The following is a 25708-nucleotide window of genomic DNA, read 5'->3' on the forward strand; positions in this document are numbered from 1 at the left end:
GCTTGTCCTTTCCAGTCTTCCCGCGGCTGGGGCGCGCGTCACTCGGCGGCGACCCCGCCGCCGAGATATGCCTCTTCGATCGAGGCGTCCTTGCGAAGCTCCGCCGAACTGCCGGCTTTGACCACGCGCCCGTTTTCCAGCACATAGGCGCGGTCCGCCACCGCCAGCGCCAGTGTCGCCATCTGGTCGACCAGCAGCACGGTCACGCCCTCGTCGCGCAGATCGGCCAGGACATCGTAAAGTTCCGCGATGATCGCCGGGGCAAGGCCCAGAGACGGTTCATCCAAAAGCAGAATACGCGGATTGGCAATAAGACCGCGCGCGATGGCCAGCATCTGTTGCTCGCCGCCCGACAGGACACCCGCCGGCATGTCGATCCGGTCGCGCAGGCGCGGGAACCGGGTCAAGAGCGCCTCGATTTCGGCCTCGGCGTTCAGATCGTCGCGGGTATAGGCCCCCATCAGGATGTTGTCGCGCACGCTCATCTGCGGGAAGACCTGCCGCCCCTCGGGCACGAGCGAGAGACCGGCGTGCGCAATCTTGGAGGCAGGCATGTCCTCGATATGTTTGAGATCGAGCAGGATCGCGCCCTCGACGGGCCGATGCAGCCCCGAAAGCGCGCGCATCATCGTGGATTTGCCCGCGCCATTGGCGCCCAGCACGGCCACCATCTCGCCCGGTTCTACGTCCACTTCAACGTCCGACAGCGCGGCGGCGGCGCCGTAGCCTGCGGTGAGCCCGCGGGTGCTGAGCACCTCCTTGGCATGGCCAAACTCGCGGATCTCAGGTCGCGCCCGCCCCTGATAGGCGCTGTCGCCCAGATAGGCGCGGCGCACGTCGGGGTCCTGCTGAACCTCGGCGGGACTGCCGGTCTTGATTGGGACGCCCGCGTCCAGCACGATGATCTCGTCAGAGATGCTCATCAGCAGCGACATGTCGTGTTCGACCAGAACGACGGCGACACCCGCTTCGGCGATCTTCAGGATGAGCGCGCTCAGCGCTTCCTTGTCGCTGTGCATCAGCCCCGCCGCCGGTTCGTCCAGAAGCAGCAGCGACGGCTGCGTCGCCAGCGCGCGCGCGATTTCGACCAGCCGCTTGTCCACATGCGGCAGATCGCCCGCGCGCCGCCCAACCGGCCCCTTGTAGCCGACAAAGGCCAGAAGATCGTCCGCCGTGGCAATCGCGCCCGCCCCGGGCGTGCCACCCAGAAGCCAACCCAACCGCCCGGTGCCGAGCGCGATGAGGATATTCTCACGCACGCTCAGGTTCTCGAAAAGCTGGGTGGTCTGATAGGTCCGCGCAACGCCCGCGCGCGCCATCCGGTAGGCAGGTCGCCCGGCCAGATCCTCGTGGAGTTCGATCGCCCCGCTGTCGGGCGTGTAGAACCCGCTGATCATGTTGAGCACGGTCGTTTTGCCGGCACCGTTGGGGCCGATCACACTGGTGACCTTGCCCGGCGGCGCGGTAAAGGACACGTCCTTGGCCGCCTGCACGCCGCCGAAATTGATGCCCAGATCGCGCACTTTGAGCTCCGGGCGCTCCACGCCCGCCTTTGGCGCGAGAAACGCCAGTGGATCCTTGCCCGAAGGTTTGGCCGGGGTCGGATCCTCGGCGCTGATCAGCTGCATCAGCCCCCCGACGATGCCCTTGGGCGCCAGCAGAAGAACCCCCATCATGATGCCGCCAAAGATCAAGAGACGATACTCGGCCATACCCGACAGGACCTCGGGCAGAAGCACCACGATCAGGCTGCCGACGACAGGCCCGAAAAGCCGCCCAGTACCGCCCACGATCACCGCCAGAAGAAAGAGGATCGACTGGAAGAACGGGAAAGAGCCCGGACTGATGAACATCTGCAGCGGCGTGAAAAGCGCACCAGCCAGTCCGGTCAACACGGCGGAAAGGACAAAGGCCACGGTTTTGATCGCAATGGGGTTGAGGCCCACCGACTGCGCCGCGACCTCGCTATCGGCTACTGCGCGCATCGCGGCCCCCCAGCGACCCCGCGAAAGCCGCAGAAACAGCAGACAGGCGATGGCGGCGAGGATCAGCGCGGCGATCGCCACCTCCTTTTCAAAGAACATCCGTCCGGCGAACTCCGGCGCGCGAAAACCCATCAGGCCGTTATGACCGCCGGTGAGGTGGCGCAACTCGATGGCGGCGTGTTCGACGATGAAAGCAAAGGCGATGGTCATCATGGCCAGATACGGCCCCGCGACGCGCAGCGCGGGCACCGCCAGAAGCACGCCCGCCACCGCGTTCACCACGCCGGCGGCAAGGAAGGCCAGCCAATAGTCGAATCCGGCCAGCACCATAATCGCGACCGTGTAGGCACCGATGGCGAAGAACCCCACATGCCCGAACGAGATCTGCCCAGATAGGCCCAGCAGGATGTTGAGCCCCACGCCCACCACCACATTCATGGCGAAAAGCGCGAGGATGAAAACGATATAGCCGTTGGCGCCCAGCGCGAACAGAATGGCCAGTCCCGTCAGCGCGAGAATGGCCACAACCGAGGTCAGCGGATGCAACAGGGCCTTGGTCAGGCGCAGGCGGAAGGCGGGGGTAGCGGCGTCGCTCATGGCCTCAGACCTTTTTCAGCTCGGCCCGGCCGAAGAGGCCGTTGGGCACGGTGACAAGCACAAGGATCACGACACTGAAGGACACGATCTGCGTGTAGCTCGACCCGATATAGGCGGTGGTCAGCGCCTCGATACAGCCATAGAGAATGCCCGCGATCATGACACCCCAGGCGCTGCTGATCCCGCCCAGGATGGCGGCGGCGAAGGCCTTGATCCCGAAGATCAAACCCATGCCCGACGACACATTGAACAAAGGCGCGATGAGCAGGCCGGCCACACCCGCGAAGACCGCCGAGATCGCAAAAGACGCGGCAATGACCGTTTGGGTATTAACGCCTGTCAGCCGCGCCGCTTCGGGCCGCTGGACCGAGGCGAGCATCGCCTTGCCCAGCTTGGTGCGCGTGGTCACCAGTGTCAGGCCCAGCGCGATGGCCAGCCCCACCACCGGAATGATGAGCTGCAGCGGATAGGCACCCGTTCCGAGAAACTCGACCGCGCTCTCGGTGAAAGGTGACGGCAGGCTGCGCGGCTCTTTGCCGAAGGTGAACAGCACCACGTTATCCAGAACGATACCCCCCGCCACGGTGGCCATAAGCCAGGCGTCCGAACCGCGCGCCGCGAAGGGCCGCACCAGCAGCCGCTCCACCACGAGGCCCAGCACCGCGCAGCAGGCCAGTGCGGCAGGAATGCCGATCCAGAAAGGCCAGCCGAGGGTGACCATGAAAGTATAGCCCATGACCGCCCCGAACATCATCGAGGAGCCCTGGCTGAAGTTCACCGTTTTCGACACGGCGTAGGTGATGTGAAACCCAAGGGCCATCAGCCCGTACATGGACCCAAGCGCGAGCCCGGTGATCAGCGTTGAGACGATCATGGCATTGTCCCCAGGAATTACTTGCGAAAGGCCGCGGCACGCGGCCTTTCGCGTCCTTTTTTCGATCCGAGGATCACTCGATCGGGATGATCTCGCCGTCGATGAAACGGGTAAAGACGTAATCCTCGGGCCCGAGCGCGTCCTGGTCGTCGGGCGTGAAGGGATTTTCATAGGTCTTGATCAGGCCCTCGTGGGTCTCGATGTCATAATATCCCTGACGAATGGCCGGACCATCGAGAGAGCCCGCATTCTTGATCGCGAGCGCCGTAAGGTGCATCGCGTCATAGGCGTTGGCGATGCCAACGGCCGGGGTCACGTCCGCCGGCCCCTTGATCTCGGGGAACATAGCCTTGAGCGCCTCCAGCGTCTCGGCGGCCATGGGCGAGTCGTTGCCCGAGAAGGTGAAGGTCTGGATCATCTCCACGTCCTTCGCGCGCGGGCCGGCGAGTTCCGAGAACCGCCCGCCTGCCGGACCCCAGTGCGACACGACAGGCACGTCCCAGCCCATACGTTCGAGCGACTTCATCACCTGCGCGGACGGGCCGACATTGGCCACCATAAAGATCGCATCGGCCCCAGCCTCCTTGAGGCGCGTGAGCTGCGGGACCACGTCGATATCGTTCGCCTCGACCCGTTCGATCCCGGCGGTGGGCAGACCGGCGGCCTCAAGCGCGGCGGTCAGGCCCTTTTCATTGGACTCGCCCCATGGGTTGTTGATCAGCATCATACCCGGGTTCTTCGCGCCATGCACGCTCATCGCCCGCTCGACCAGCGCGATATCGACCATCTCGTCCACGGCGGACACGCGGAAGATATAATTTTCCTCGGCCCCGTTCTTGGTGATCGGCGTACCCGCGGCCCAAGGCCCCATGAAAGGTTTCTGGCTTTGGTTCATGTAGGGCACCAGTGCAAGCGACACCGGCGTCTGCAGCCCGCCGAAAAGCACGGCCACGCCTTCGCGCTGAACCAGCTCGCGCGCCGCCGTCAGACCCTTGCCCGGGTTGCCCTCGTCATCGCGGCGGATAAGCTCGACCGGCATTCCAAGCAGGCCACCATCGGCGTTGATCTCTTCGATGGCCAGCATCATGCCGCGCGTGATCGCTTCGCCCGATTTCGAGGACGGCCCCGACAGCGAGGCGATGAGACCGATTTTCACGGTCTCCTGCGCGGCCAGCGGCGTGGCAAGCGCGGTCATCAGCGCAAGCGCCGTTCCGGCAAAGGCGCGCCGGGTCAGGCTTTGGAAGGAAAAGGTCGTCATGAGCAGTCCTTTCTGGTGGATTTCAGTGATGGGAAACAACAAAACGGGTCATTGAACTTCAGTTTTTCGGTCAGGCCTCCATCAGCGAGACATGGGCCGCCACGATCCGCCAGCCTTCGGGCAGGCGCGCCCAGGTGTGGCTTTGTCGCCCGATGCGATCGGTTTCGTCGCGGGTGAATTCGGTGTTGGCGGTGGCGAAGTCGCGCCCGAAGGTGGTGATCACCGTGTGTCGCAGTGCGCGGTCCAAGCCCTTCGACGGGCGCGCCTTTCGGAAGGCGAGGATCTCTTCATGGCCGTGCAGGTTTTCCGTCGCACCGTAGCGAATGACATGCGGGCTGGTCCAGAAAAGTGCGTCGAGCGTGGCGACATCATTGCCGGTCAGCGCGGCCTCGTAGGCCTGGAACGCTTCCGTCACCTCGGCGACGACATCCGGCAAATTGATCTCCATATGGCCAAGCTCCTCCCCAGGATCGGTTGACGCTGCGGCATGATCCTGCCGCGTTCGCTCTTGGTTAAGGCGATCCGCGTGACGGATTTTACAGAATTACGAAGGATGACCAGGCTGAAACCAGTCCATTTGCATAATTAATATGCTATTTTGCTTTATTCGCTTAATTATTGTTCATCTTTCACGCGTAACCCATGCGCCCCCACTCCAGCACTCCCCCGCGCCGTCAATCTCCTTCCGTGCGTCGGTAGTGGGGAGCCATGATCTTTTCAGCCTTATTAATAGGCATATTCACAAAAGCTGCATATTTTTTGTGCGTTGTGGCGGATTTCTGAGGTCTACCCCCTGTCAGAATCCTCGCTGTTCGGGCCGCTATCCTTATCTGCAGGCCAGTCGGGTCCGGCAAGACCGCCGCGGTCTGACATACCGGAGTCGCCATCTGATCCGGACGGGCACAGAGGCGGCGCACGGATCCAAGGGGAGTGAAGAAAATGACCAAATCACTGATTTCTCGTAGAAACTTCTTGCGCCAGAGCGGCGGAATGGTAACCGCAGGAGCCGCGCTTGGCGCGCTTCCCGGCCTCGTGGCCGCAATGGACAACGTGACCGTGGGCTTCATCTATGTCGGGCCGCGACAGGATTACGGCTGGAACCAGTCGCATTGGGACGCGGCCAAGAAGGTGGCCGCGATCGACGGCGTGACCGTGGTAGAACAGGAAAACGTGCCCGAGACCGCCGAAGTCGAGAAGGTGATCCAGTCGATGATCGAGCTCGATGGCGCCCGGGTCATCTTTGGCACCTCCTTTGGCTATTGGGACAGCCTCAAGAAAATGGCGCTGCAATACCCGGATGTCCTCTTCACCCATATCGGCGCGATCTGGAAAGAGGGTGACCCGGCGAACGTCATCGGCTATCGCGGCTACACCGAAGAGGCGCATTACCTCTGCGGTATCGCCGCCGGGCGGATGTCCAAGACCGGCAAGATCGGCTTCATCGGGTCCAAGCCGCTCTACTTCATCTACAACAACTGCAACGGCTTTGTGCTGGGTGCGCAGTCTGTCAATCCCGAGATGACCTGCAATGTCGTCATCACCGGTGACTGGAACAACCCGGTGAAAGAGGCGGAAACCACCAACAGCCTGATCGACCAGGGCTGTGACGTGATCATCGCCAATGTCGACAGCCCCAAAGTCTCGGTCGAAACCGCCGAAGCGCGCGGCGTTTACACCTGCGGCTATCATTCGGATCTGAGCGCGCTGGCCCCGAACGGCTTCCTGACCGGCGCGGAATGGAACTGGGCGTCGGGCGTGGAATTCGTCGAGGCTTTCGTCGCCGGAGACTCCTACCCCAACCTAAAACGTGGCGGCTTCAAGGAAGACATGGTCGCGATCAGCCCCTTCGGCGACGCGGTGCCGCAAGAGGTCCGCGACGAGGTGCTCGCCGCCAAGCAGGGATTCATCGACGACACGCTGAAGCTCTACAAGGGACCGCTCGAGGACAACAAAGGCAACGTCATCCTCGAAGAAGGCGAGGTGATCGAGAATACCGACACGCCCTTCAAGCTGGGCGTCGACTGGTTCGTCAAAGGCACCACGGGCTAAGCGCCGGCAGGCGTGCGCATTCCAGAGGCCCGCATCAATGCCCCCTCCCGGCCTGCTCAACAGCCTGGAGGCGGTGACGATCAACGTCGCCGCCTTTCTCATCACGATGGCGCTTTTCGGCGTCTATGTGGCGTCGCTCGGGCATAACCCGCTCGACGTCTACTACGTGCTGTGGCTCGGCTCCTTCGCGCGGCAGATTTCGGTCGAAAGCACGCTGACCAATGCGGCGCCGCTGATGCTGACGGCGCTTTGCACGGCGATTCCGGCGCGCGCCGGGCTTCTGGTGATCGGCGGCGAAGGGGCGCTGGTGGTGGGTGGTGTCGCCACGGTGCTGGCGGGCGTCGCGCTCAGCGGGGCGCCGTTTCTACTGGGCGTGGCGGTGATGGCACTGGCGGGCGCACTGGCGGGCGGGCTCTGGATCGGGTTCGCAGGGGCGCTGCGGCAGTATCGCGGCGTCAACGAAACCATCTCGACGCTGCTGCTGAACTATATCGCCATCGCGGTCATGTATCACCTGATTACCGGCCCGATCCGCGACTGGGACCGCGTTTTGAAAACATCGAGCTGGAGCATCCCGCAAGAGCTGCGCGTCGGCCCCCTGCCCTTCATCGACGTGCATTGGGGGTTGGCCACAGGCGTCGTGATCTGCCTGATCCTCTGGATCATTATGCGCCGCACCACCTTCGGCTTTGGCGTCGATATTCTGGGCGGCAATCCCCGCGCGGCACAGATGGCGGGCCTGCCGATCAACCGCATGGTCGTCCTGTGCTGTTTCATCGGCGGCGCAGGCGCGGGTCTGGCCGGCAGTTTCGAGGTGATGGCCGTGCACGGCTTTGCCAGTGAATCGCTGGCCGTGGGTTTTGGCTATGCGGGGATCCTCGTGGCGTTCCTGTCGCGTCAGAACCCGGCGGCGATCATCGTGCTGGCGATCCTCTTGGGCGGCGTGACGGCCAGCGGCGGCCTACTACAGCGCCGGTTCGATCTGCCCGACGCCACGACGCAGGTTCTGCAAGGCGTGCTGTTTCTTGTCGTGCTGGCGTCGAACGCGGCCTACGGACGGCTCAGCCTGTTCCAACCCGCCGCGTGGAGGACGACCTGATGGAGGGAACCGATATCAGCTGGTGGAGCGTGCTCATCGCCGTGATCGGCGGCGCGATCCGCGTTTCGACCCCCTATCTTTTCGTCAGCCTGGGCGAGACGATCACCGAGAAATCCGGCCGCGTGAATCTCGGCCTCGAAGGCGTGCTCGTGATGGGCGCGATGAGCGGTTACGCCACTGCTGTCCTGACGGGCGAGCCATGGCTTGGCGTGCTGGTCGCGGGCTGTGCGGGCGCACTTCTGTCGCTGGTGCACGCGCTTGTCTGCAACCTGCCCCGGGTCAATGACATCGCGGTGGGAATTGCGCTCTTCATCTTCGGCACCGGGCTGGCCTTTTTCCTTGGCAAACCCTTCATCAACCCGTCGGCCCCGCGCCTGCCCGATATCGATCTCGGCTGGTGGAGCGCCTCGCCACAGGTGCAGTCCGCGCTCAAGATCAACATGCTTTTCGTGATCGGCTTCGTGCTGGCCCTGGGTCTGGCCTGGGCGCTGAAGACGACGCGCTGGGGGCTGGTCCTGCGCACCGTGGGCGACAGCGAGGAAGCCGCCCAGGCGCTCGGTTACAACATCGCGCGCGTCCGCACCCTTGGCACAGTGGCGGGCGGGTTCCTGTCGGGGGTCGGCGGGTCTTACCTGTCGCTCTATTATCCCGGTACGTGGAACGAAGGATTGTCGTCGGGTCAGGGCCTGATGGCCGTTGCGCTGGTGATCTTCGCCCGCTGGGACCCGATCCGCTGCTTTTACGCCTCGCTGCTTTTCGGCGGGGCGACGGCACTTGGCCCTGCGCTGCAGACGGTGGGTATCACCGCCAACTACTACCTTTACGGCGCTGCGCCCTATTTCCTCACCCTCGCGCTCCTGATCTACAGTTCGTCGCCGAAACGCGCGCTTGAAGGCGCACCCGGAGAGGTGTCGATCAACCGATGACCCATTTGCCCGACCCCGCGAAAAAGCCGCCGCCGAAGGTGGAGATCTGGAAGCTCACCAAACGCTTCGGAAGCTTCACCGCGCTTGACGAGGTGTCTTTCAAGATCGCGCCCGGACGCTTTCATGCGCTTCTTGGCGAGAATGGCGCGGGCAAGAGCACACTGGTGAAATGCCTGATGGGCACCTACCGCGCCGATGGCGGCTCGGTCGTGCTCGACGCGGCAGAGGTCGAGATTTCCTCGCCGCGTGCGGCGCAACGGCTGGGGCTTGGCATGGTCTACCAGCATTTCACGCTGGTTCCATCGATGACCGTTGCGGAAAACCTCGTGTTGGGCGACCCGGATCTCACGCAGGTTATCGACTGGCCGGCGCAACGCGCCTCGCTCGAGGCATTCCTGGCCGACATGCCCTTCCGGCTCGATCTCGACCGTTTGGTCAGCAGCCTGTCGGCGGGCGAAAAGCAGAAACTGGAAATCCTCAAGCAGCTCCGTCTGGGCAGCCGGCTTTTGATCCTCGATGAACCGACCAGCGTTCTCACGCCCGACGAGGCGGACCAGATCCTTGGGCTCATGCGGCGGCTCACCGACGAAGGGCGGATTTCGGTCGTGCTCATCTCGCATAAACTGCGCGAGGTCGAGGCCTATGCCGACGAGGTGACCGTTCTGCGGCAGGGCAAGCTGGTGGGACAGGGCCGCGTCGCGGATCTCAGCCGCGACGACATGGTGCGCATGATGGTGGGGGACGAGCCCCCCGCACAGGTCAGCGCCCGCGAAAGCAGCGGCGAAGGCGCTGTCATGCTGGATGTGCAAGCGCTGTGCGTGGACAACGACAAGGGCCTGCCAGCCGTGCGCGATCTCGACCTGCAGGTGCGCGCGGGCGAAATCGTCGGCGTCGCCGGGATCTCGGGCAACGGCCAAACGGAGTTTGTCGAGGTGCTGGCCGGTCAACGTGCGATCGCCGGCGGGCAGCCGGTGGTGGCGGGCGAGCCCTATCACCGCACCCGCACCGAGATGCGCGCGCGCGGAATCAAGCTTCTGCCCGAAGCGCCCCTGCAGAACGCCTGTGTCCGTGGCATGTCCGTGGCCGAGAACCTGTCGCTGCGCCGCTTCGACGAGGCCCCGATGAGCCGTGCGGGTTTCTGGCTCAACCGTCGTGCGATGCGGGCCCGCGCGACCGAGTTGATCGCGCAGTTCCGCGTCAAGACCCAAGGACCGGACGCCCCTATCGAGACGCTCTCGGGCGGCAACGTGCAGCGCACGGTGCTGGCGCGCGAACTGGCGGACGGCGCGAACCTCCTGATCGTGCAGAACCCGTGTTTCGGGCTTGACCTCAAGGCCGTGGCCGAGATCCGCCAGCGCATCGTCGAGGCACGCAATGGCGGCACCGCCGTCCTGTTGCTGAGCGAGGATCTTGACGAAATCCTTGAACTGTCGGACCGGATCCTTGTCATGTCCGAGGGCCGGATCGTCTACGAGACCACCCGCGACGCCGCCCGCGTGCAGGATATCGGCCGCCACATGGCGCAAGAGGGGGCCTGAGCGATGGGCGCGGCATGGCAGATTATTCGTGGCGGGCAGGTTCTGGATATCGACGCGCGCCATGTCGGCCCTGCGGATATCCTGATCGCCGGTGACACGATCCACGAGATCGGCGCGCCCGGCCTTGCCGCGCCCGAGAGCGCCGTTGAGATCGACGCGACCGACAGGCTTGTCATGCCGGGCCTCGTGAACGCGCATACCCATGGGCATGGCAGCCTTGGTAAGGGGCTGGGGGACAAGTGGTCGCTCGAACTTTTGCTCAACGCCGCGCCGTGGACAAGCGGCGGTTTTACGCTCGAGGACAAGCGGCTGGCGGCGCAACTCAACGCCGCGGAAATGGTGCTCAAGGGCTGTACGGCGGCCTATGACATGTATTTCGAATTTCCCACCGCCAGCACCGACGGCGTTCAGGCCATCGTCGAAGGGTACCGCGATCTTGGCCTGCGCGTGACGCTTGCGCCGATGATGGCCGATATCACGCTGTTCCGCGCCATTCCCGGCCTGCTCGATGCCCTGCCCGACCCGCTGCGCCACCGCGCCGAGGCGATGGCCACAGCGCCGTCCGAGCAGCACATCGCCGTTTGCCGCGAGATCCTCGAAGGCTGGGCCTTCGACCGCGACACCGCGCGCCCCGCGCTTGGCCCCACCATCCCGCTGCATTGCACCGACGCGTTCCTGACCGCCTGCCGGGATCTGGCCGCCGAGCACGACACCGGCATCCAGATGCACCTGGCGGAGTCCAAGGTGCAGGCCGTCGCGGCGCAGACCCGCTATGGAAAGACGCTGGCCGCGCATCTCGACAGCCTGGGGATCCTCGGGCCCAGCTTCACCGGCGCGCATTGTGTCTGGCTCGACGACGAAGACCTGCGCCGCATGGCGGACCAAGGCGCGAGCGTGGCGCATAACCCCGGCAGCAACCTGCGGCTGGGCTCGGGCATCGCGCGCGCCCGCGCCATGCGCGAACACGGCATCCCGGTCGGCATCGGCTCCGACGGCTCGGGCTCGTCGGACAATCAGAACATGTTCGAGGCGCTGCGTCTTGCCGCCTTCGTGTCGCGCACCCAGCGCGCACAGCCAGAGGAATGGCTCGGCACGTGGGAGGTGCTGGACATGGCGACGCAGGGCGGTGCCCGGGTGCTGGGCCTTGAGGACCGCATCGGCCGGATCGCGCCGGACTACAAGGCGGACCTGGTGTTTCTCGACCTCACCCATGTGAACTACGTGCCGCTCAACGACGCGGCCAACCAGATCGTCAATTGCGAGGATTCAAGCGCCGTCGACAGCGTGATGATCGGCGGGCGCATGGTGCTGCAGGGCGGCGCCTTCACCGACTTCGACTTCGACGCGCTGCGCGCCAAGGTGGCCGAGTCCGTCGCCCGGCTGGCCGAGCGCAACGCAGACAAGCACGACGTGGCCGAGATGATGGCCCGCTACGTATCAAGCCATTGCGTGGGCCTGGCCTGTCACGGGTCCTGACGGCGCCGCGCGGCGCGCAACCATCCCAGCGTGTCGTCGGTCGGGGCCGCGGCGTGGTACTCGGCGCCGATGGGCCGCGTCCAGCCCAACGCGGCGATCCGGGCGAAGACCTCGCGATAGTCAAGCTCGCCATGGTCGGGCGGGCCGCGATCGGGCACGGCGGCAATCTGGATGTGACCCAGATAGCCGTGCAAGGCCTCCAGCCGCGCCGGCACGTCGCCCTCGGTGCGCGCGACGTGATAGCAATCGAACATGAGCCGCACATTCGGCAGCGCCAGGTCATCGAGGATCGCCCGCGCCTGATCTGTCGTGCGCAGGAAATAGCCCGGTTCGTCGGCCGCGTTGAGCGGTTCGATCAAGAACGTCAGCCCGGTATCCGAGGTCTGGTCGCACGCATAGCGCAGGTTTTCCAGAAAGGTGGCGCGCGCCGCGTCGCCCTCGGCGATGCCGGCCATGACATGCACAGCCTGCGCGCCGATTTCGGCGGCATAGCCCACCGCCTGATCGATGGCCGCGCGGGCCTCGGCCTCGCGCCCAGGCAGCGCGGCCAGCCCGTTCTCGCCTGGCGCTCCGCGCAGGGTGTTGAGACCCAGCATCGGCAAACCCGTCTCGTTGAGGGCCGCCGCGACCTGTGCCGGCGGCACGTCATAGGGCCAATGGCATTCGACCGCGTCAAAGCCAGCCTCGTGCGCGGCGCGGATCGCGTCGGGCAGAGGTCGGTCGGTCCAGAGAAAGCCCAGATTGGCCGAAAAGCTCAGCCCGGTCATTCCGCCTCGACCCAGACCAGACAGGTATGGGCAATCGGCCCCTGCGCCAGCCGCGATGTGCCCTTGTCGAGCGTCAGCACGTTGGGATTGCCCCGGCGGCACATTTCACCCTCGGGGTTGTACCAGGCACCGGTTGCCATCTGGATCACCCCTGGCCGGATCGCCTTGCTGAGCCGCAACTCCGCCCGGCACGCGCCGCGCGCATTGTGAAGCCGCACGATCTGCCCCTCGACAAGACCGCGCGCCGCCGCATCTTCGGGGTGCATGGTCAAGGGCTCCACCCCCTTTGGCCTGTCCGCCTCGCTGACCGAGCCATGATCGAGCTGGCTGTGCAGCTTGTTCGCAGGCTGGTTCGAGATGAGATGCAGCGCGCCCGGCCCGGCCTGGCCCAACCATTCTGCCGGCTCCTGCCAGACCGGATGACCCGGACAATCGTCATAGCCGAATCCCGCGATCGTCTCGGAAAAGATCTCGATCCGTCCCGAGGGCGTGGCGAGCGGATGGGACTCGGGATCGGCGCGGAACGCCTCCAGCATGATCGTCGGGGCCTCGGGCGGCGGCACCTTGATCCAGCCCTCGCGCTGAAAGCTGTCCCAGTCGGGCAGCGTCACGTCCTGCTCCGCCGCCTGCTGGCGCGACACGTCCCAGATCCAGCGTTGCCACTCTTCGGCGCTCTTGCCCTCGGTGAACGCCTCTTCCACCCCCATCTCGGCCGCGATGCCACGCAGGATCTCGTGGTCGTCGCGCGCCTCCCCCACCGGGGCAATGGCGCGGTCCATCACCACCTGGTAGGGGTCCTTGGGCGTCAGCGCCAGATCGCTTCGCTCCAGCGGCGTTGTGCAGGGCAGCACGATATCCGCATGGCGCGCAAGCGCGTTCCAGCACCATTCATTGGCAATGATCGTCTCCGGGCGCGCCCAGGCCCGGCGCATCCGGTTGAGATCCTGATGGTGGTGAAACGGATTGCCGCCCGCCCACCAGACCAGGCGGATATCGGGATAGGTATAGCTTTGGCCGTCATAGTCGAACCGCCCGCCGGGATTTCCCAGAAGGTCGGTCACCCGCGCGACGGGGATGAAATCCGGCACAGGATTTTGCCCCTGCGGAAAAGAGGCGAAGTTGATCGGCGTCCGATTGAGCCCGTTGTTGTTCATCGCCGAATAGCCGAAACCGATCCCGCCACCCGGCAGCCCGATCTGCCCCAGCATCGCGGCAAGGGCGATGGCGGCCCAAAAGGGCTGTTCGCCGTGGTCCTGCCGGGTCAGAGCATAGGCGGTCGAGATCATCGTGCGGCCGGCGGCCATGCGCCGCGCCAGATCACGGATCGTGTCGGCGGGGATGTCGCAGATCGCCGCCGCCCAGTCAGGCGTTTTTGCCACGCCGTCACTCTGCCCGTTCAGATACGCGGCGAACCGGTCGAACCCTACCGTGTAGCGGTCGAGGAACGCGCGGTCCTCCAGCCCCTCAGTCAGCACCACCTGCGCCAGCGCCAGCATCAGCGCGACATCCGTGTTGGGCCGAAGTGCCAGCCACTCGGCCCCTACTGCCTCCATCACGTCAGAGGCCAGCGGCGAGACATTCACGAAACGCACGCCCGCCTCATGCGCCGCCAATAGCCCCGCCTTTTGCACATGCGCGCCGGTTCCGCCCTGGCTGATCTGTCCGTTCTTGAGGGGCACGCCCCCGAAGGCCACGAAAAGCTCGCAATCGCTGGCCACGCTTTCCCAGCTCGTCATCGTGTCGAGATGGCCGCGGAAGGTGCCCAGAACATGCGGCACCAGCACCTCGGCTGCGGCGAAGGAATAGGTGTTCTTCGAACTCGTGCAGCCGCCGATGCAGTTCAGGAACCGCTTGAGCTGGCTTTGCGCGTGATGAAACCGCCCGGCGCTGGCCCAGCCATAGGATCCGGCATAGATCGCCGAATTTCCGTGGTCGCGCCGGACGCGTGTCAGCTCTTCGGCGACCAGGCGGTTCGCCTCCGCCCAAGTGACCGCGACGAAACCGTCCACGCTACGCCTGTCGCCGGCGGTGCCCGGGCCGCCCTCGAGCCAGCTTTCGCGCACCATCGGCGCGGTGATCCGCGTTGGGCCGTCCAGCACGTCGACGATCCCCTGCCCGATGGGCGAAGGATCGGCGTCTTCCTCGAAGCCGCGCAGCGCGGTCACGCGCCCGCCCTTCACCTCCACCCGGTACGTGCCCCAATGGCTGCTGGTCAGAAGATCCCTCTTATCGTCGGGCATGATGCGCTCCAGTCCTGTCTTGCCAAAGGGTAATCGAGCGGCGGTCGCTTGACCAGTTGCCGCGCGGCGCCGTCAGATCACTGCGCGTTCCGGAAAAGGCGTGCCGGTCAGGATGCGCTCCATCCCCGCCGGTGACAAATCGAGCGTCCGGTAGCGCCCGTGCACGATCAGTTCTGCCACGCCGCGCCCCGCCGCCGGGGCCTGCTGAAGGCCGTGGCCGGAAAAGCCGTTGGCGAAAAGGAAGTTCTCAAGCTCTGGATGGGGACCGACGATCATGTTGTGATCAAGCGTGTTATAGGCATAGTGACCCGCCCAGGCATTGGTCATGCGAATGGCCTCGAACGCCTGCGACCGCGCCGCCAGCGCGGGCCAGACCAACGCCTCGAACTCGTCATAGCGCGGCTCGAAATCCTCCGCGTCGACCTCAGGGTCGTCTTTCGGCGGCGCGGCGGCGATGAACCCCGCCCCTTCCGGGCGGCAATAGACGCCGCTCGGATCGACCATCAGCGGCAGGCGCCCTTCGTTCACCTGTGCCGTACCCTCGGGCGAGGTCTCGCAGATGAAGGCGAAGGTTGTGCGCTTGCGCGGCTCAACCGGTATCTCCAGCCCCGCCATGCGCGCGGTGCGCGCCGCGCGCGGCCCCGAGGCGTTGACCACATGGCCCGCGCCGATCTCGGCCCCAGAGGCGAGCCTGACGCCGGTCACGCGCGCGCCTGCGCGCGCGATCCCCACGACCTCGTCATGCACGACATGCGCGCCCTGTGCGCGGGCCTTGTTGCGGAACCCCTGCAGCAGGCCGGTATTGTCGAACCACCCCTCGCCGCGCCGTCCATAGGACGCAAGCGTCAGATCGTGCACCCGCAGATGCGGGAAAGATTGCGCGATCTCGTCGGGCTCGAGCAGAACCACATCCGCGCCGCACGCGGTCTGGACCTCATGATTATCCTGCAGGATCGCGGCCTGCGCCTCGTCGCCCGCAAGGAACATGTAGCCGCCGGCCTGAAACGCCAGATCGGGACGATGGCCATCGACCTCCATCAGGTCTGGAAAATCCCGGATTACGTCATGGGCGTACTGGCTCATCCGCACATTGAGAGGGTTGGAAAACTGCGTCCGGATCGATGCCGCCGACAGCGCGGTCGAGGCGTGGATGTAGGTCGGGTCGCGTTCGACCATCAACACGCTGCCGTCAAAATCAGGATCGGCGGTCAGGTAATAGGCCACGGCGGACCCGATCACCGCCCCGCCCACGATCACCACGTCATAGGACGACCGCAGCTCCGACATGCGTTAGCCCCGGGCCTTCAGCCCGGCCGCGCGGATCTGGCTCAGGCTCTGGCGCGGAGTCAGCGCCTCGGGCGACACCACGAGATCGAGCACCGCGCCGGTCTCCGACGACAGCGCGCGCTCGAGGGCCTCGGCGAAATCTTCGGTCCGCTCTACCCGCTCGCCATGAAACCCGTATGCGCGGGCCAGCGCAGCGAAATCCGGGTTCACCATCGTCGTGCCCGACACCCGCTCGGGATAGTGCCGCTCCTGATGCGCGCGGATCGTGCCGTAAATCCCGTTGTTGACGATCAGGATCACCGGCTGCGCGCCGGCCTGCGCGGCGGTCGCCAACTCCTGACAGTTCATCTGGAAATCCCCGTCGCCGGCAAAGCAGATCACGGTTTTGCGCGGCTCTGCGATCTTTGCGGCGATCGCCGCCGGAAGGCCATAGCCCATTGCCCCGGCCTGTGGCGCGAGAAGCCGCGCCTTGGGGCCGAAACGAAAGAACTTGTTGGGCCAGACCGCGAAATTCCCCGCGCCGTTGGTCACGATGGCATCCTCGGGCAGCACGTCTTGCAGATGGGCCGTGACCTTGCCCATATCGACGGGCGAAGGCAGGTCGGGCAGGTCGAAGCCCGCCTCGTAATCCGCCCGTCCCCTTGCCCGCCAGTCGGCCCAATCGCCCCTGACCTCACCCGCCTCGGCCAGCGCGCGGGAAAACGCGTTCGGCCCCGCCTGGATCGCCAGATCGGGCTGATAGACCTTGCCAAGCTCGGCGTCCGAGCCGTGCACGTGGATCAATGTCTGGGCCGGATCCGGCACATCGAGAAGCGTGTAACCATCCGTCGAATTCTCGCCGAACCGCGCATTGATGGCGAGGATCACATCCGCCTCGCCCAGCATCCGCTTGACCCAAGGCACCATGCCCACGCCCGCCTCGCCGCAGAACACGGGAGAGTGGTTGTCGATCCGGTCCTGGTAACGGAAGACCGAGACCACGGGAATGTCGCTGGCCTCGGCAAAGCCCTGCAGGGCGAACCGCCCCTCGTCGATCCAGTTGCATCCACCGTAAAGAATTAGAGGGCGCTTGGCCTTGCCCAGCATCTCGCGCGCCTGCTCCACCGCACCGCCGCCCGGCGCGGGTTCCACCACGTGCACGCCCCGCGTCAGCGTCGCCACGTCCGTCGCAGCACTCAGCACGTCCTCGGGCAGCGCGACCACCACCGGACCGGGCCGGCCCGAGATTGCCGTCGTCCAGGCCCGCGCCAGTATCTCGGGAATGCGCGCCGCGTGGTCGATCTCCACCGCCCATTTCGCCATCGTTCCGTAGACCGCGCGGTAATCCAGCTCCTGAAACGCCTCGCGGCCCTTCATTCCGGTGCCCACCTGCCCCACGAACAGGATCATCGGCGCGCTGTCCTGCATCGCCGTGTGCACGCCAATGGACGCATTCGTCGCCCCCGGCCCGCGCGTCACGAAACACAAGCCCGGCGCACCGGTCAGCTTGCCCCAGGCGGCGGCCATGAAGGCCGCCCCGCCCTCGTTACGGCACAGCACGAAATCAAGCTGACCGCCCGTGTCGTGAAACGCATCCAGAACCGCGAGATAGCTTTCCCCCGGCACACCGAAGCCCTTCGTCGCGCCCAGTGCCCTGAGACATTCCACCAAAAGCTGCCCGCCATGCCGTGTCATGGGCCATGATCCTTCCTGTCGTTCCCGGGGCAAAGAACCGCATCCGCAACGCAATGTCCACGGCCCGTCAGACGGTTTCCGCCTCGCTGTCGGCCACGGTCTTGAGCAGGCGCCCGAACTTGCCCGATTCCGCCTGAAGCTCCCCAAGTGTGCAGATGCCCCGCGCCTTGAGCATGGGGATCGCGGCCTCGAGCACCCGGGCCGTCGCCAGCGCATCGCCAAGGCCGGTGTGACGTTCTTCTTCCGGAATGTTCACATGCAAGCGCTCGCAAAGCGCATCGAGACTGTGCTGATCGGTCGTGCCATAAAGGATGGCCGAAATCAGCACCGTGTCCAGAACCACACGCCGTCCCATCGGCGTCACCCGGTTCAGAAACCGCCAGTCGAAAGGCGCGTTATGCGCCACCAGCACGCTGTCGCGGCTGAAGGTCTTGAACCGCTCACAGACCTCCTCGGCTTTCGGCGCGCCGCCGACCATGGCGTCGGTGATCCCGTGCACGTTGGTCGAGACCGGCGGGATTGGCCGACCGGGGTCGATCAATTCGTCGAAGGTCTCGCCGTCGATAAGCCGCCCGCGCACGATCCGCACCGCGCCGATCTGGATCAGCGCGTCGCGCTCGGGATCAAGACCGGTGGTCTCGGTATCGAACACGGTGAAGGTCAGATCGACCAGCGCCGTCTCGGCCTCGGCCTTGACGGGCGTCGTGTCCATCAGCCCGAAATCGAAGGTCAGCGCGCGCGCCGCGATCGTCTCACCAGTCTCCTCGACCGCGTCGAGCGTCAGGATATAGCCCCCCGCCTCGCCCAGGCGGCGCAGCCGCACGTCGCGGTGCACATGGCCCGCGCGATCCGTCAGATCGAACGCCTCGGCACTTGCCTCTCCTGCCACGACCCGGCGCAGCGCCCGCCCGTCAAAATAATCGAAGATCGACGCGCCAAGACAGGGCTGCGCGATGGTCCTGAGCAGCGCCGTCGCCTGCCGGTCATACAGAACGATCCGGTGATCGGCGCTGACCATGATCGTCGCCACCGGCATCTCGCTCAGCAGATCGCAGAGCTGTTTCTTCTCCGCCTCCAGCTGCCCGGTGGCGGTGGCGATGGCGTCGGCCACGTGCAGCGTCCGCTGGTTGAGGGCCTGCGCAGCGGGGGCCAGATCACCCAGATAGCGCAGCGCGTGCTCGTCCAGCGCACCCCTGATCCCCGCCTCGGCCCGGGCGCGCAAATCGGTGGCCAGCCGCTCTATGGGCTTGGCGACGTTTTCATCGAACAAAAGCCAGATGCCCGCGATCAGCCCGGTGACCCCGAAACCGGCGATCACGCTGGCGATGGCATACCCGTTGCCCCCGGCCTGCGCCTTGCGCGCGCCCACCCACAGCGCCAGGCCCATGACCAGCGCAGTTCCGACCGCCAACGCGGCGAAGAACAGAAAGACGCGCAGGCGAAGGCCCAGTTTCATGACGTGCCCCCGCACAGCGAGGCCAGGATCGGATCATCCGCCGGGGCGGACACCCACGTGACACCCTCGATGCTGCCGTTCTCGGCAAATTGCGCGGACGGCCCCAGAAGCGCGCGTCGCCCTTCGGCGCAATCGGCCAGCACCGCCGCCCGTTCGGTCGGGGCCCAGCGGCCAAAGAAATAGACCGCCGCCAGCCGCTGCTCGGGATGCGCCGCGTGGCGCTGTACGCTTTCGGTGTCCACGGCGGCAAAGCGGTCGACAAAGGGAAACGCATAGGTCCAGGGACGCCAAAGCGCGCGGCTTTCGACCTCCTCGACGATCTCCACCTTTTCGGGCAAAAGGGCGAGCTGCCGACCGTACCAGCCGTATTCGTTGGCAATTGCCGTGGCGATCATCGCGGCCCCCGCCGCCACCGGCACCATCCAGCGCGGCAGGCGTCCGCCCGTCATGTGCCCCAGAAGAAGCGCCACGCCAGCCCCGGCCAACCCGGCCGCGAAGACCGCGATCAGTTCAAAGAACATCTCTCCTCCCTCATCACCGCTCAGGTCAGGATATTGCCATGACCCAGCGCCGATTGCATCGTTTTCACCACCACGAAAGCATTGCGCAGATGGCTGCGTTCGAAATCCGACAGCCCCGCGGGTGGCAAGTAGTTGTCCGGCGCGGCCCCCGACCGGATCTGTCCCGCCTGATGCTCCAGCCGCAGACTCGCGATCAGATCATAGGCATCAAGCAGATCCGCGCCACCGCCGGAACTCAGCAGGCCCGCCGCGCGCGCGGCCTCCAACCTTGCGCGCGTGTTGACCGCGTCCAGCCGCCCCTTCAGGGCGAAAAGCCGGCCCAGATCGACGATCGGCACGACCCCGTTATGCTTCATGTCGATCCGGCTTTTGTGCTCGCCGGACCGGATCGTGGCCAGCCCGCCCAGAAGGCCCAGCGGCGCACTGTGCTTGAGCGAGTTGGACACCATGTGCCCGAAGAAGATCGAGTTTTTCGCCGCCGCCTCCAGCGTGTCGCGCTGCAGGCCGCCGAAAAGCCCTGTGTCGCCCGCGATAGGGCGCAGATCGAACATCACGCTGGCCAGCATCTGCGCCTCGGGATTGGGCGTCTCGATCCAGCCGCGAAAATACTTTTTCCAGATCGACAGGGGCTGCCGCCAGCGGTCGTTCGTGGCCATCATGTCGCCCGGGCAATAGACATAACCAGCGGTGTTCAGCCCGTCCGAGACGAACTGCGCCAGGTCACGGAAATAAGCGTGGTCGGGCGCGGTGCCGTCTTCAAGGATCAGGCAATTGTCCTGATCCGACACGCCGGTCTGCTCGCGCCGCCCCTGGCTGCCGCAGGCGAGCCACAGATAGCGCGCGGGCGGCGGGCCAAGCTCTTCCTCGGCCAGCCGGATCAGCCGCCGGGTGGCTGCATCGGCGATATCGGTGATCAGCCGCGTGGCGATGTCATGCCGCCGCCCGCCCGCGACAAGCTGCACCAGAAGCTCGGGGATACGCGCCGTCAGGCCGGCGATCTCCTTTGCCGTGCCGGCGCGCGCGATGCCCGCCACAAGCTCGCTGCTGGTCGTGGACTGCATGCGCATCAGATCCGTCTGCGACACGATCCCGACAAGCTTGTCGCCCGCGACCACCGGCACATGGGCGATGCGCCGCTCCATCATCAGGTGAAGCGCGTCCGAGATGATGGCCGAGGGCGGCAGCACCATCGGATCGGGGGTCATCAACTCGGCCACGGGCGTCGACGGGTCGCGCCCCTCGGCCACCAGCTTGCCTGACAGGTCGCGCACGCTGAGGATGCCTACAATGGCGTCACCGCGCGTCACGCACAGGGACGAAATGCGCCGCTCGCGCATCAGCCGGGCGGCCTCCTGCGCAGTGGCTTCTGGCGCGATGGTCACCGGGCGCGCGCTCATCACCACCTCGATCTGACGGGTCGACAGATCGTCTTCCTTGCGAATCTGCGGCAGGTCCCGCTTCGAAAAGAAGCGCTCGAATTCCGGAAACTCGGCGACCAGCTCGGCATAGACCTCGGCAGGCAGAATCAAAACCTCGCAACGCGCCACACAGCGCGCGGTGGTGACCGCGCGGCCATCGCCGGACAGGCCGCGCTCGCCGAAACTGTTGCCCGCCCCCAGCAAAGAAACCGTCTGGCCGTGCGCGTCGGTGATCTCGACCGATCCGCTGCGGATCAGGTAGAGCCCGTCAAGTGGCTGGCCGCGGTCGTAAATGATTTCATCTTCGGCAAAGCTCTGCGCCGTCATCGCCGCGGCGCAGGCCTCAAGCCGCTCGGGCGGCAGGACGGTATAGGGCGTGGTGTTGCGCAGCAGGGCGGGAATGTCGTCAGGCTGGCGGGTCACGTCGCGTCCTTGCGTAGGCTGGAAAGAAAACCGGCGCCGCGGGAAGGCGGCGCCGGTCTGTGCTTTGGCTTAATGGTCGGCGGCGGCAGCGCCCGCCCCGCGGGGCACGCGGATGCTTTCGACCATGTCCTGGATCTCTTCCGGCGGCTCCTTCGTCATACCGGCCACGACATAGGCGGTGATGAAGTTGATCATCGCCCCGACGGCGCCGAACGAAGTCGACTTGATCGGCCCCAGCAGAGGATCGGCATCCGTGAAGGTGTTGGTGTCAGGAATAAAGAACCAGCCCTTGTGCAGGAAGATGTAGATCACCGTCACAAGCAGACCGGCCAGCATCCCCGCCACGGCCCCGCTGTTGTTGATGCGGGTCGAGAAGATTCCCATCATCAGCGCCGGGAAGATCGAGGCGGCAGCAATACCAAAGGCCAGCGCCACGGTTTGCGCGGCAAAGCCCGGCGGGTTGAGCCCCAGGTAGGTCGCGACCGCAATGGCCACGGCCATCGCCACGCGCGCCGACATGAGCTCGCCCTTCTCCGAGATACCCGGATTGATCGCGCCCTTGATCAGGTCATGACTGACCGCCGAAGAGATGGCCAGCAGCAGACCCGCCGCCGTCGACAACGCTGCGGCTAGGCCGCCAGCGGCCACAAGGCCGATCACCCAGCCCGGCAAGTTGGCAATCTCGGGATTCGCCAGCACCAGGATGTCGCGGTTGAAGTTGGTCAGTTCGTTACCTTCCCAGCCCCGCTCGGCGGCCACCTGCTGCATATCGGCATCGGCGTCGTTGTAGTACTGGATCCGGCCGTCGCCGTTCTTGTCTTCCCAACCCAGAAGACCGGTCTGCTCCCACGTGGCCATCCAGTCGTATTCGGGCGCATTCGCGATCTGTTCGACCGAAACCGCCTCGCCGTTGGTGCCGTTGGGCCACATCAGCTCGGTGATGTTGAGACGCGCCATCGCGCCCACGGCCGGGGCCGTCAGGTAGAGCAGCGCGATGAAGACAAGCGTCCAGCCCGCAGACCAGCGCGCGTCAGCCACGCGCGGCACGGTGAAGAAGCGCATGATCACGTGCGGCAGACCGGCGGTGCCGATCATCAGCGAGAGCGTGAAAAGCACCATGTTGAGCGTATCGCCGTGATGCGCGGTATAGGCGTTGAAGCCCAATTCCGTCACGATCTGGTCGAGCTTCGCCAGAAGCGGCTCACCGCTCGCCTGGTGCTCGCCGAAAAGGCCAAGCGCCGGGATCGGATTGCCGGTCAGCTGCAGCGAAATGAAGATCGCCGGAATGGTGTAGGCCATGATCAGCACGCAGTACTGCGCGACCTGCGTATAGGTCACGCCCTTCATGCCGCCGAAGACCGCATAGGCGAAAACCACACAGGCGCCGATCAGAAGACCGGTGGTGTTGTCCACCTCAAGGAAACGGCCGAAGGCCACGCCGACGCCGGTCATCTGGCCGATCACGTAGGTGGTCGAAGCCACGATCAGACAGATCACCGCGACCATGCGCGCCGTCTGGCTGTAAAAGCGGTCGCCGATGAATTCCGACACGGTGAACTTGCCGAACTTGCGCAGATAAGGCGCAAGCAGCAGCGCTAGAAGCACGTAGCCCCCGGTCCAGCCCATCAGGAAAGTCGAGTTGTCATAGCCGGTAAAGGCGATGAGACCGGCCATCGAGATGAACGAGGCCGCCGACATCCAGTCGGCCGCCGTGGCCATGCCGTTGGTGACGGGATGCACGCCACGTCCGGCGGCGTAGAAATCCGACGTGGATCCCGCGCGCGCCCAGATGGCAATCCCGATATAGAGCGCGAAGGACGCGCCCACGAAGATCAGGTTAACTGTAAACTGGTCCATGGTTCTGTCCCTCGGGGTTTATTCTTCGTTGACGCCGTGTTGGGCGTCGAGCTTGTTCATCCGCCAGGCGTAGAAAAAGATCAGCGCCAGGAAGACAAGGATCGAGCCTTGCTGCGCGAACCAGAAGCCCAGGTCGGTGCCGCCCACGGCGATGCCCGACAGCATTGGCCGCAACAGGATGCCGAAACCGAACGACACCAGGGCCCAGATGACCAAGCTGATGCCGATCAGACGGATATTGGCCTTCCAATAGGCCGCGTCTTTACTCTCTTTTCTCACGTTTCACTCCTCCTCTTAGAGTTGTCTTCTTACGCGACCGCGACGCCGGTGATCGGCGCGACAAGGTCTGTCAGAGATCGTTCGACCCCCGCGATGGATTGCATGGCGTCGACGCGGTGCAGCGCACCCTTGGCGTCGTAAAACTCGATCAGCGGCGCTGTATCGGCGTGATACGCCTCCAGCCGGCTGCGCACCGTCTCGGCATTGTCGTCGGCCCGGTGCTTGAACTCGGTGCCACCGCACTTGTCGCAGACACCGTCGCGCTCGGGTGTCTTGAAGCTCTGGTGATAGCCTTCACCGCAGCCCGCACAGGTGTAGCGCCCCGAGATCCGCTCGATCATCGCGGCGTCGTCTACCTCAAGGCTGATGGCGGCGTCCACCCCCGTGCCCTTTTGCGAAAGGATATCATCAAGCGCGCGAGCCTGCGCGGTGGTGCGGGGGAAGCCGTCAAGGATCACGCCCTGGGCGCAATGTTGGGCCTCCAGCCGGTCGGCCACGATCTGGATAACGATGTCATCGCCCACCAGTCCGCCGGCCTCCATCACATCCTTGGCCGCCTTGCCGGCCTCGGTGCCGCGCGCCACGGCATCGCGCAACAGATCGCCGGTCGAAAGCTGCACGAGGCCAAAGCGCTCTTCAAGCTTCTTGGCCTGCGTACCCTTGCCCGCGCCCGGCGGTCCGAGCAGGATGAGAACGGGCAGACCGTTCCCATGCTGTTCACTGGATTTCGTCATCTTTTCTGTCCCTCGGTCGTTGCCGTAGGCCGTGCTTCAGCGCGGCCCGGTCCTAGCCCGCTTACAAGCGTTCCACCGCCAGCGCGATGCCCTGCCCGCCGCCGATGCACATGGTCACAAGGCCAAAGCGCCCGCCGGTGCGTTCAAGCTCGTAGATCGCCTTGATCGTCAGGATCGCGCCGGTGGCGCCCACCGGATGACCAAGCGCAATCGCGCCGCCGTTGGGGTTCACCTTCGCGGGGTCCAGCCCAAGCCCGGCATTGACGGCACAGGCCTGTGCGGCGAAGGCCTCGTTCGATTCGATGACGTCGAACTCGTCGGCGCTCATGCCGATCTTTTCCAGCAGGTTGGTCACCGCCGGCACCGGCCCGATACCCATTACCTCATGGCGCACCCCGGCATGGGCATAGCCCAGAAGCCGCGCCTTGGGTTTGAGACCGGCCTTTTCGGCGGCCTCCGCCGAGGCCAGCACCATCGCCGCCGCGCCATCGTTGATGCCCGACGCGTTGCCTGCCGTGACGGTGCCGTCTTTCTTGAAGGCGGGGCGCAACTTGCCAAGGCTCTCCATCGTCGTGCCGGCCTTGGGATGCTCGTCGGTGTCGAAATTGACCGTATCGCGCTTCACCCGCACCTCGAAGGGCAGGATCTGGCTCTTGAAATAGCCCGCCTCGATGGCCGCCACCGCACGTTTCTGGCTTTCCACGGCAAAGGCGTCCTGGTCTTCACGGGTAATCTGGTTTTCTTCGGCCACGTTTTCAGCCGTCACGCCCATATGGCCCACGCCAAAGGGATCGCTGAGCGCGCCGATCATCATATCGGACATGGCGAAATCGCCCATCTTCACACCCGAGCGCACACTTTGCGTCGAATGCGGCGACCGCGACATGCTTTCCGCCCCGCCGGCCAGCGCGTAATCCACATCGCCCAGCATCACGTGCTGCGCGGCAGAGACAATAGCCTGCGCGCCCGAGCCGCAGAGCCGGTTGACCGTCAGGGCCGGCGCGGCCTCGGGCACACCCGCGTTCACGGCGGCGACGCGCGCCATATACATGTCTTTCGGTTCGGTGTTGATCACATGGCCGAATACGGCGTGGCCGATTTCGGCGGCGTCGACGCCACTGCGCGCGATCGCCTCTTTCGAAACCGCCGCGGCAAGATCCGTGGGCGCAATGCCCGACAGTGATCCGCCGAACGTTCCAATGGCGCTGCGCACGCCGTCTAGAATAACAACGTCTTTCATTCTATCCCCC

General features: G+C 65.3%; 20 protein-coding genes. 5 read left to right on the plus strand and 15 right to left on the minus strand.

Annotated features, from left to right (window positions below; translation table 11 throughout):
- Positions 1-38: 38 nt before the first annotated feature.
- The 4 genes from EZV60_RS12150 to hpxZ all read right to left on the minus strand — a co-directional run bounded on the left by EZV60_RS12150 (position 39) and on the right by hpxZ (position 5162).
- Complete coding sequence (locus EZV60_RS12150; RefSeq protein ID WP_135505851.1) at positions 39-2582, minus strand: branched-chain amino acid ABC transporter ATP-binding protein/permease; 2544 nt, start codon at positions 2580-2582, stop codon at positions 39-41.
- 4 nt (positions 2583-2586) lie between these two features.
- A complete protein-coding gene (locus tag EZV60_RS12155) occupies positions 2587-3456 on the minus strand; it encodes a branched-chain amino acid ABC transporter permease (protein WP_135505853.1) in 870 nt (289 codons plus the stop codon).
- Positions 3457-3529: 73 nt separating this feature from the next.
- On the minus strand, positions 3530-4714 hold the full coding sequence (locus tag EZV60_RS12160; RefSeq protein WP_135505856.1) for an ABC transporter substrate-binding protein: 1185 nt from the start codon (positions 4712-4714) through the stop codon (positions 3530-3532).
- 70 nt (positions 4715-4784) lie between these two features.
- Positions 4785-5162 carry an oxalurate catabolism protein HpxZ gene (gene hpxZ, locus EZV60_RS12165; RefSeq protein WP_135505858.1) on the minus strand — a complete coding sequence of 126 codons (378 nt, stop codon included), beginning with the start codon at positions 5160-5162 and terminating at the stop codon, positions 4785-4787.
- A gap of 491 nt (positions 5163-5653) precedes the next feature.
- On the opposite strand from hpxZ, the gene EZV60_RS12170 reads away from it, so the two are divergent.
- The 5 genes from EZV60_RS12170 to EZV60_RS12190 are packed head-to-tail and all read left to right on the plus strand — an operon-like array spanning position 5654 to position 11802.
- Positions 5654-6763 (plus strand): BMP family ABC transporter substrate-binding protein, encoded by a 1110-nt coding sequence (locus tag EZV60_RS12170; RefSeq protein ID WP_135505860.1) that lies wholly within the window; start codon positions 5654-5656, stop codon positions 6761-6763.
- A gap of 37 nt (positions 6764-6800) precedes the next feature.
- A complete protein-coding gene (locus EZV60_RS12175) occupies positions 6801-7862 on the plus strand; it encodes an ABC transporter permease (RefSeq protein ID WP_135505862.1) in 1062 nt (353 codons plus the stop codon).
- Positions 7862-8788: an ABC transporter permease gene (locus EZV60_RS12180; RefSeq protein WP_135505864.1), complete on the plus strand. Its 927-nt coding sequence runs from the start codon at positions 7862-7864 to the stop codon at positions 8786-8788. Before EZV60_RS12175 ends, EZV60_RS12180 begins: the two co-directional genes overlap by 1 nt.
- Positions 8785-10326 (plus strand): ABC transporter ATP-binding protein, encoded by a 1542-nt coding sequence (locus tag EZV60_RS12185; protein WP_135505866.1) that lies wholly within the window; start codon positions 8785-8787, stop codon positions 10324-10326. The genes EZV60_RS12180 and EZV60_RS12185 overlap by 4 nt, the downstream gene beginning before the upstream one ends.
- A 3-nt stretch (positions 10327-10329) precedes the next feature.
- Positions 10330-11802 carry an amidohydrolase family protein gene (locus EZV60_RS12190; protein ID WP_135505868.1) on the plus strand — a complete coding sequence of 491 codons (1473 nt, stop codon included), beginning with the start codon at positions 10330-10332 and terminating at the stop codon, positions 11800-11802.
- Here EZV60_RS12190 and EZV60_RS12195 read toward each other — a convergent pair.
- The 11 genes from EZV60_RS12195 to EZV60_RS12245 all read right to left on the minus strand — a co-directional run bounded on the left by EZV60_RS12195 (position 11790) and on the right by EZV60_RS12245 (position 25698).
- A complete protein-coding gene (locus EZV60_RS12195) occupies positions 11790-12560 on the minus strand; it encodes a hydroxypyruvate isomerase family protein (RefSeq protein ID WP_425353570.1) in 771 nt (256 codons plus the stop codon). The genes EZV60_RS12190 and EZV60_RS12195 overlap by 13 nt on opposite strands.
- A 5-nt stretch (positions 12561-12565) precedes the next feature.
- The gene (locus EZV60_RS12200; protein ID WP_135505872.1) at positions 12566-14809 is read right to left on the minus strand and encodes a molybdopterin guanine dinucleotide-containing S/N-oxide reductase; all 2244 of its coding nucleotides are present in this window, start codon (positions 14807-14809) and stop codon (positions 12566-12568) included.
- 72 nt (positions 14810-14881) lie between these two features.
- Entirely contained in the window at positions 14882-16096 is a 1215-nt protein-coding gene (locus EZV60_RS12205) for an NAD(P)/FAD-dependent oxidoreductase (RefSeq protein WP_167853523.1), read from the minus strand.
- Positions 16097-16099: 3 nt separating this feature from the next.
- Positions 16100-17770 carry a thiamine pyrophosphate-binding protein gene (locus tag EZV60_RS12210; RefSeq protein ID WP_135505874.1) on the minus strand — a complete coding sequence of 557 codons (1671 nt, stop codon included), beginning with the start codon at positions 17768-17770 and terminating at the stop codon, positions 16100-16102.
- Between the two features lie 67 nt (positions 17771-17837).
- Entirely contained in the window at positions 17838-19226 is a 1389-nt protein-coding gene (locus tag EZV60_RS12215; RefSeq protein WP_135505875.1) for a 3'-5' exonuclease, read from the minus strand.
- Positions 19223-19747: a hypothetical protein gene (locus tag EZV60_RS12220; RefSeq protein ID WP_135505876.1), complete on the minus strand. Its 525-nt coding sequence runs from the start codon at positions 19745-19747 to the stop codon at positions 19223-19225. Before EZV60_RS12220 ends, EZV60_RS12215 begins: the two co-directional genes overlap by 4 nt.
- Before the next feature lie 20 nt (positions 19748-19767).
- Positions 19768-21588, minus strand: coding sequence for a DUF294 nucleotidyltransferase-like domain-containing protein (locus EZV60_RS12225; RefSeq protein ID WP_245306292.1), 1821 nt, complete (start codon positions 21586-21588; stop codon positions 19768-19770).
- Positions 21589-21657: 69 nt separating this feature from the next.
- Entirely contained in the window at positions 21658-23445 is a 1788-nt protein-coding gene (locus EZV60_RS12230) for a sodium:solute symporter family protein (protein WP_135505877.1), read from the minus strand.
- 18 nt (positions 23446-23463) lie between these two features.
- Positions 23464-23724, minus strand: a complete 261-nt coding sequence (locus EZV60_RS12235) for a DUF4212 domain-containing protein (protein ID WP_135505878.1) — start codon at positions 23722-23724, stop codon at positions 23464-23466.
- Between the two features lie 29 nt (positions 23725-23753).
- The gene (locus EZV60_RS12240; protein WP_135505879.1) at positions 23754-24458 is read right to left on the minus strand and encodes an adenylate kinase; all 705 of its coding nucleotides are present in this window, start codon (positions 24456-24458) and stop codon (positions 23754-23756) included.
- A 61-nt stretch (positions 24459-24519) separates the two neighbouring features.
- Complete coding sequence (locus tag EZV60_RS12245) at positions 24520-25698, minus strand: acetyl-CoA C-acyltransferase family protein (RefSeq protein ID WP_135505880.1); 1179 nt, start codon at positions 25696-25698, stop codon at positions 24520-24522.
- Between the last annotated feature and the right edge of the window lie 10 nt (positions 25699-25708).

It is taken from the genome of Roseovarius aestuariivivens, assembly GCF_004761875.1.
Classification (GTDB): domain Bacteria; phylum Pseudomonadota; class Alphaproteobacteria; order Rhodobacterales; family Rhodobacteraceae; genus Roseovarius; species Roseovarius aestuariivivens.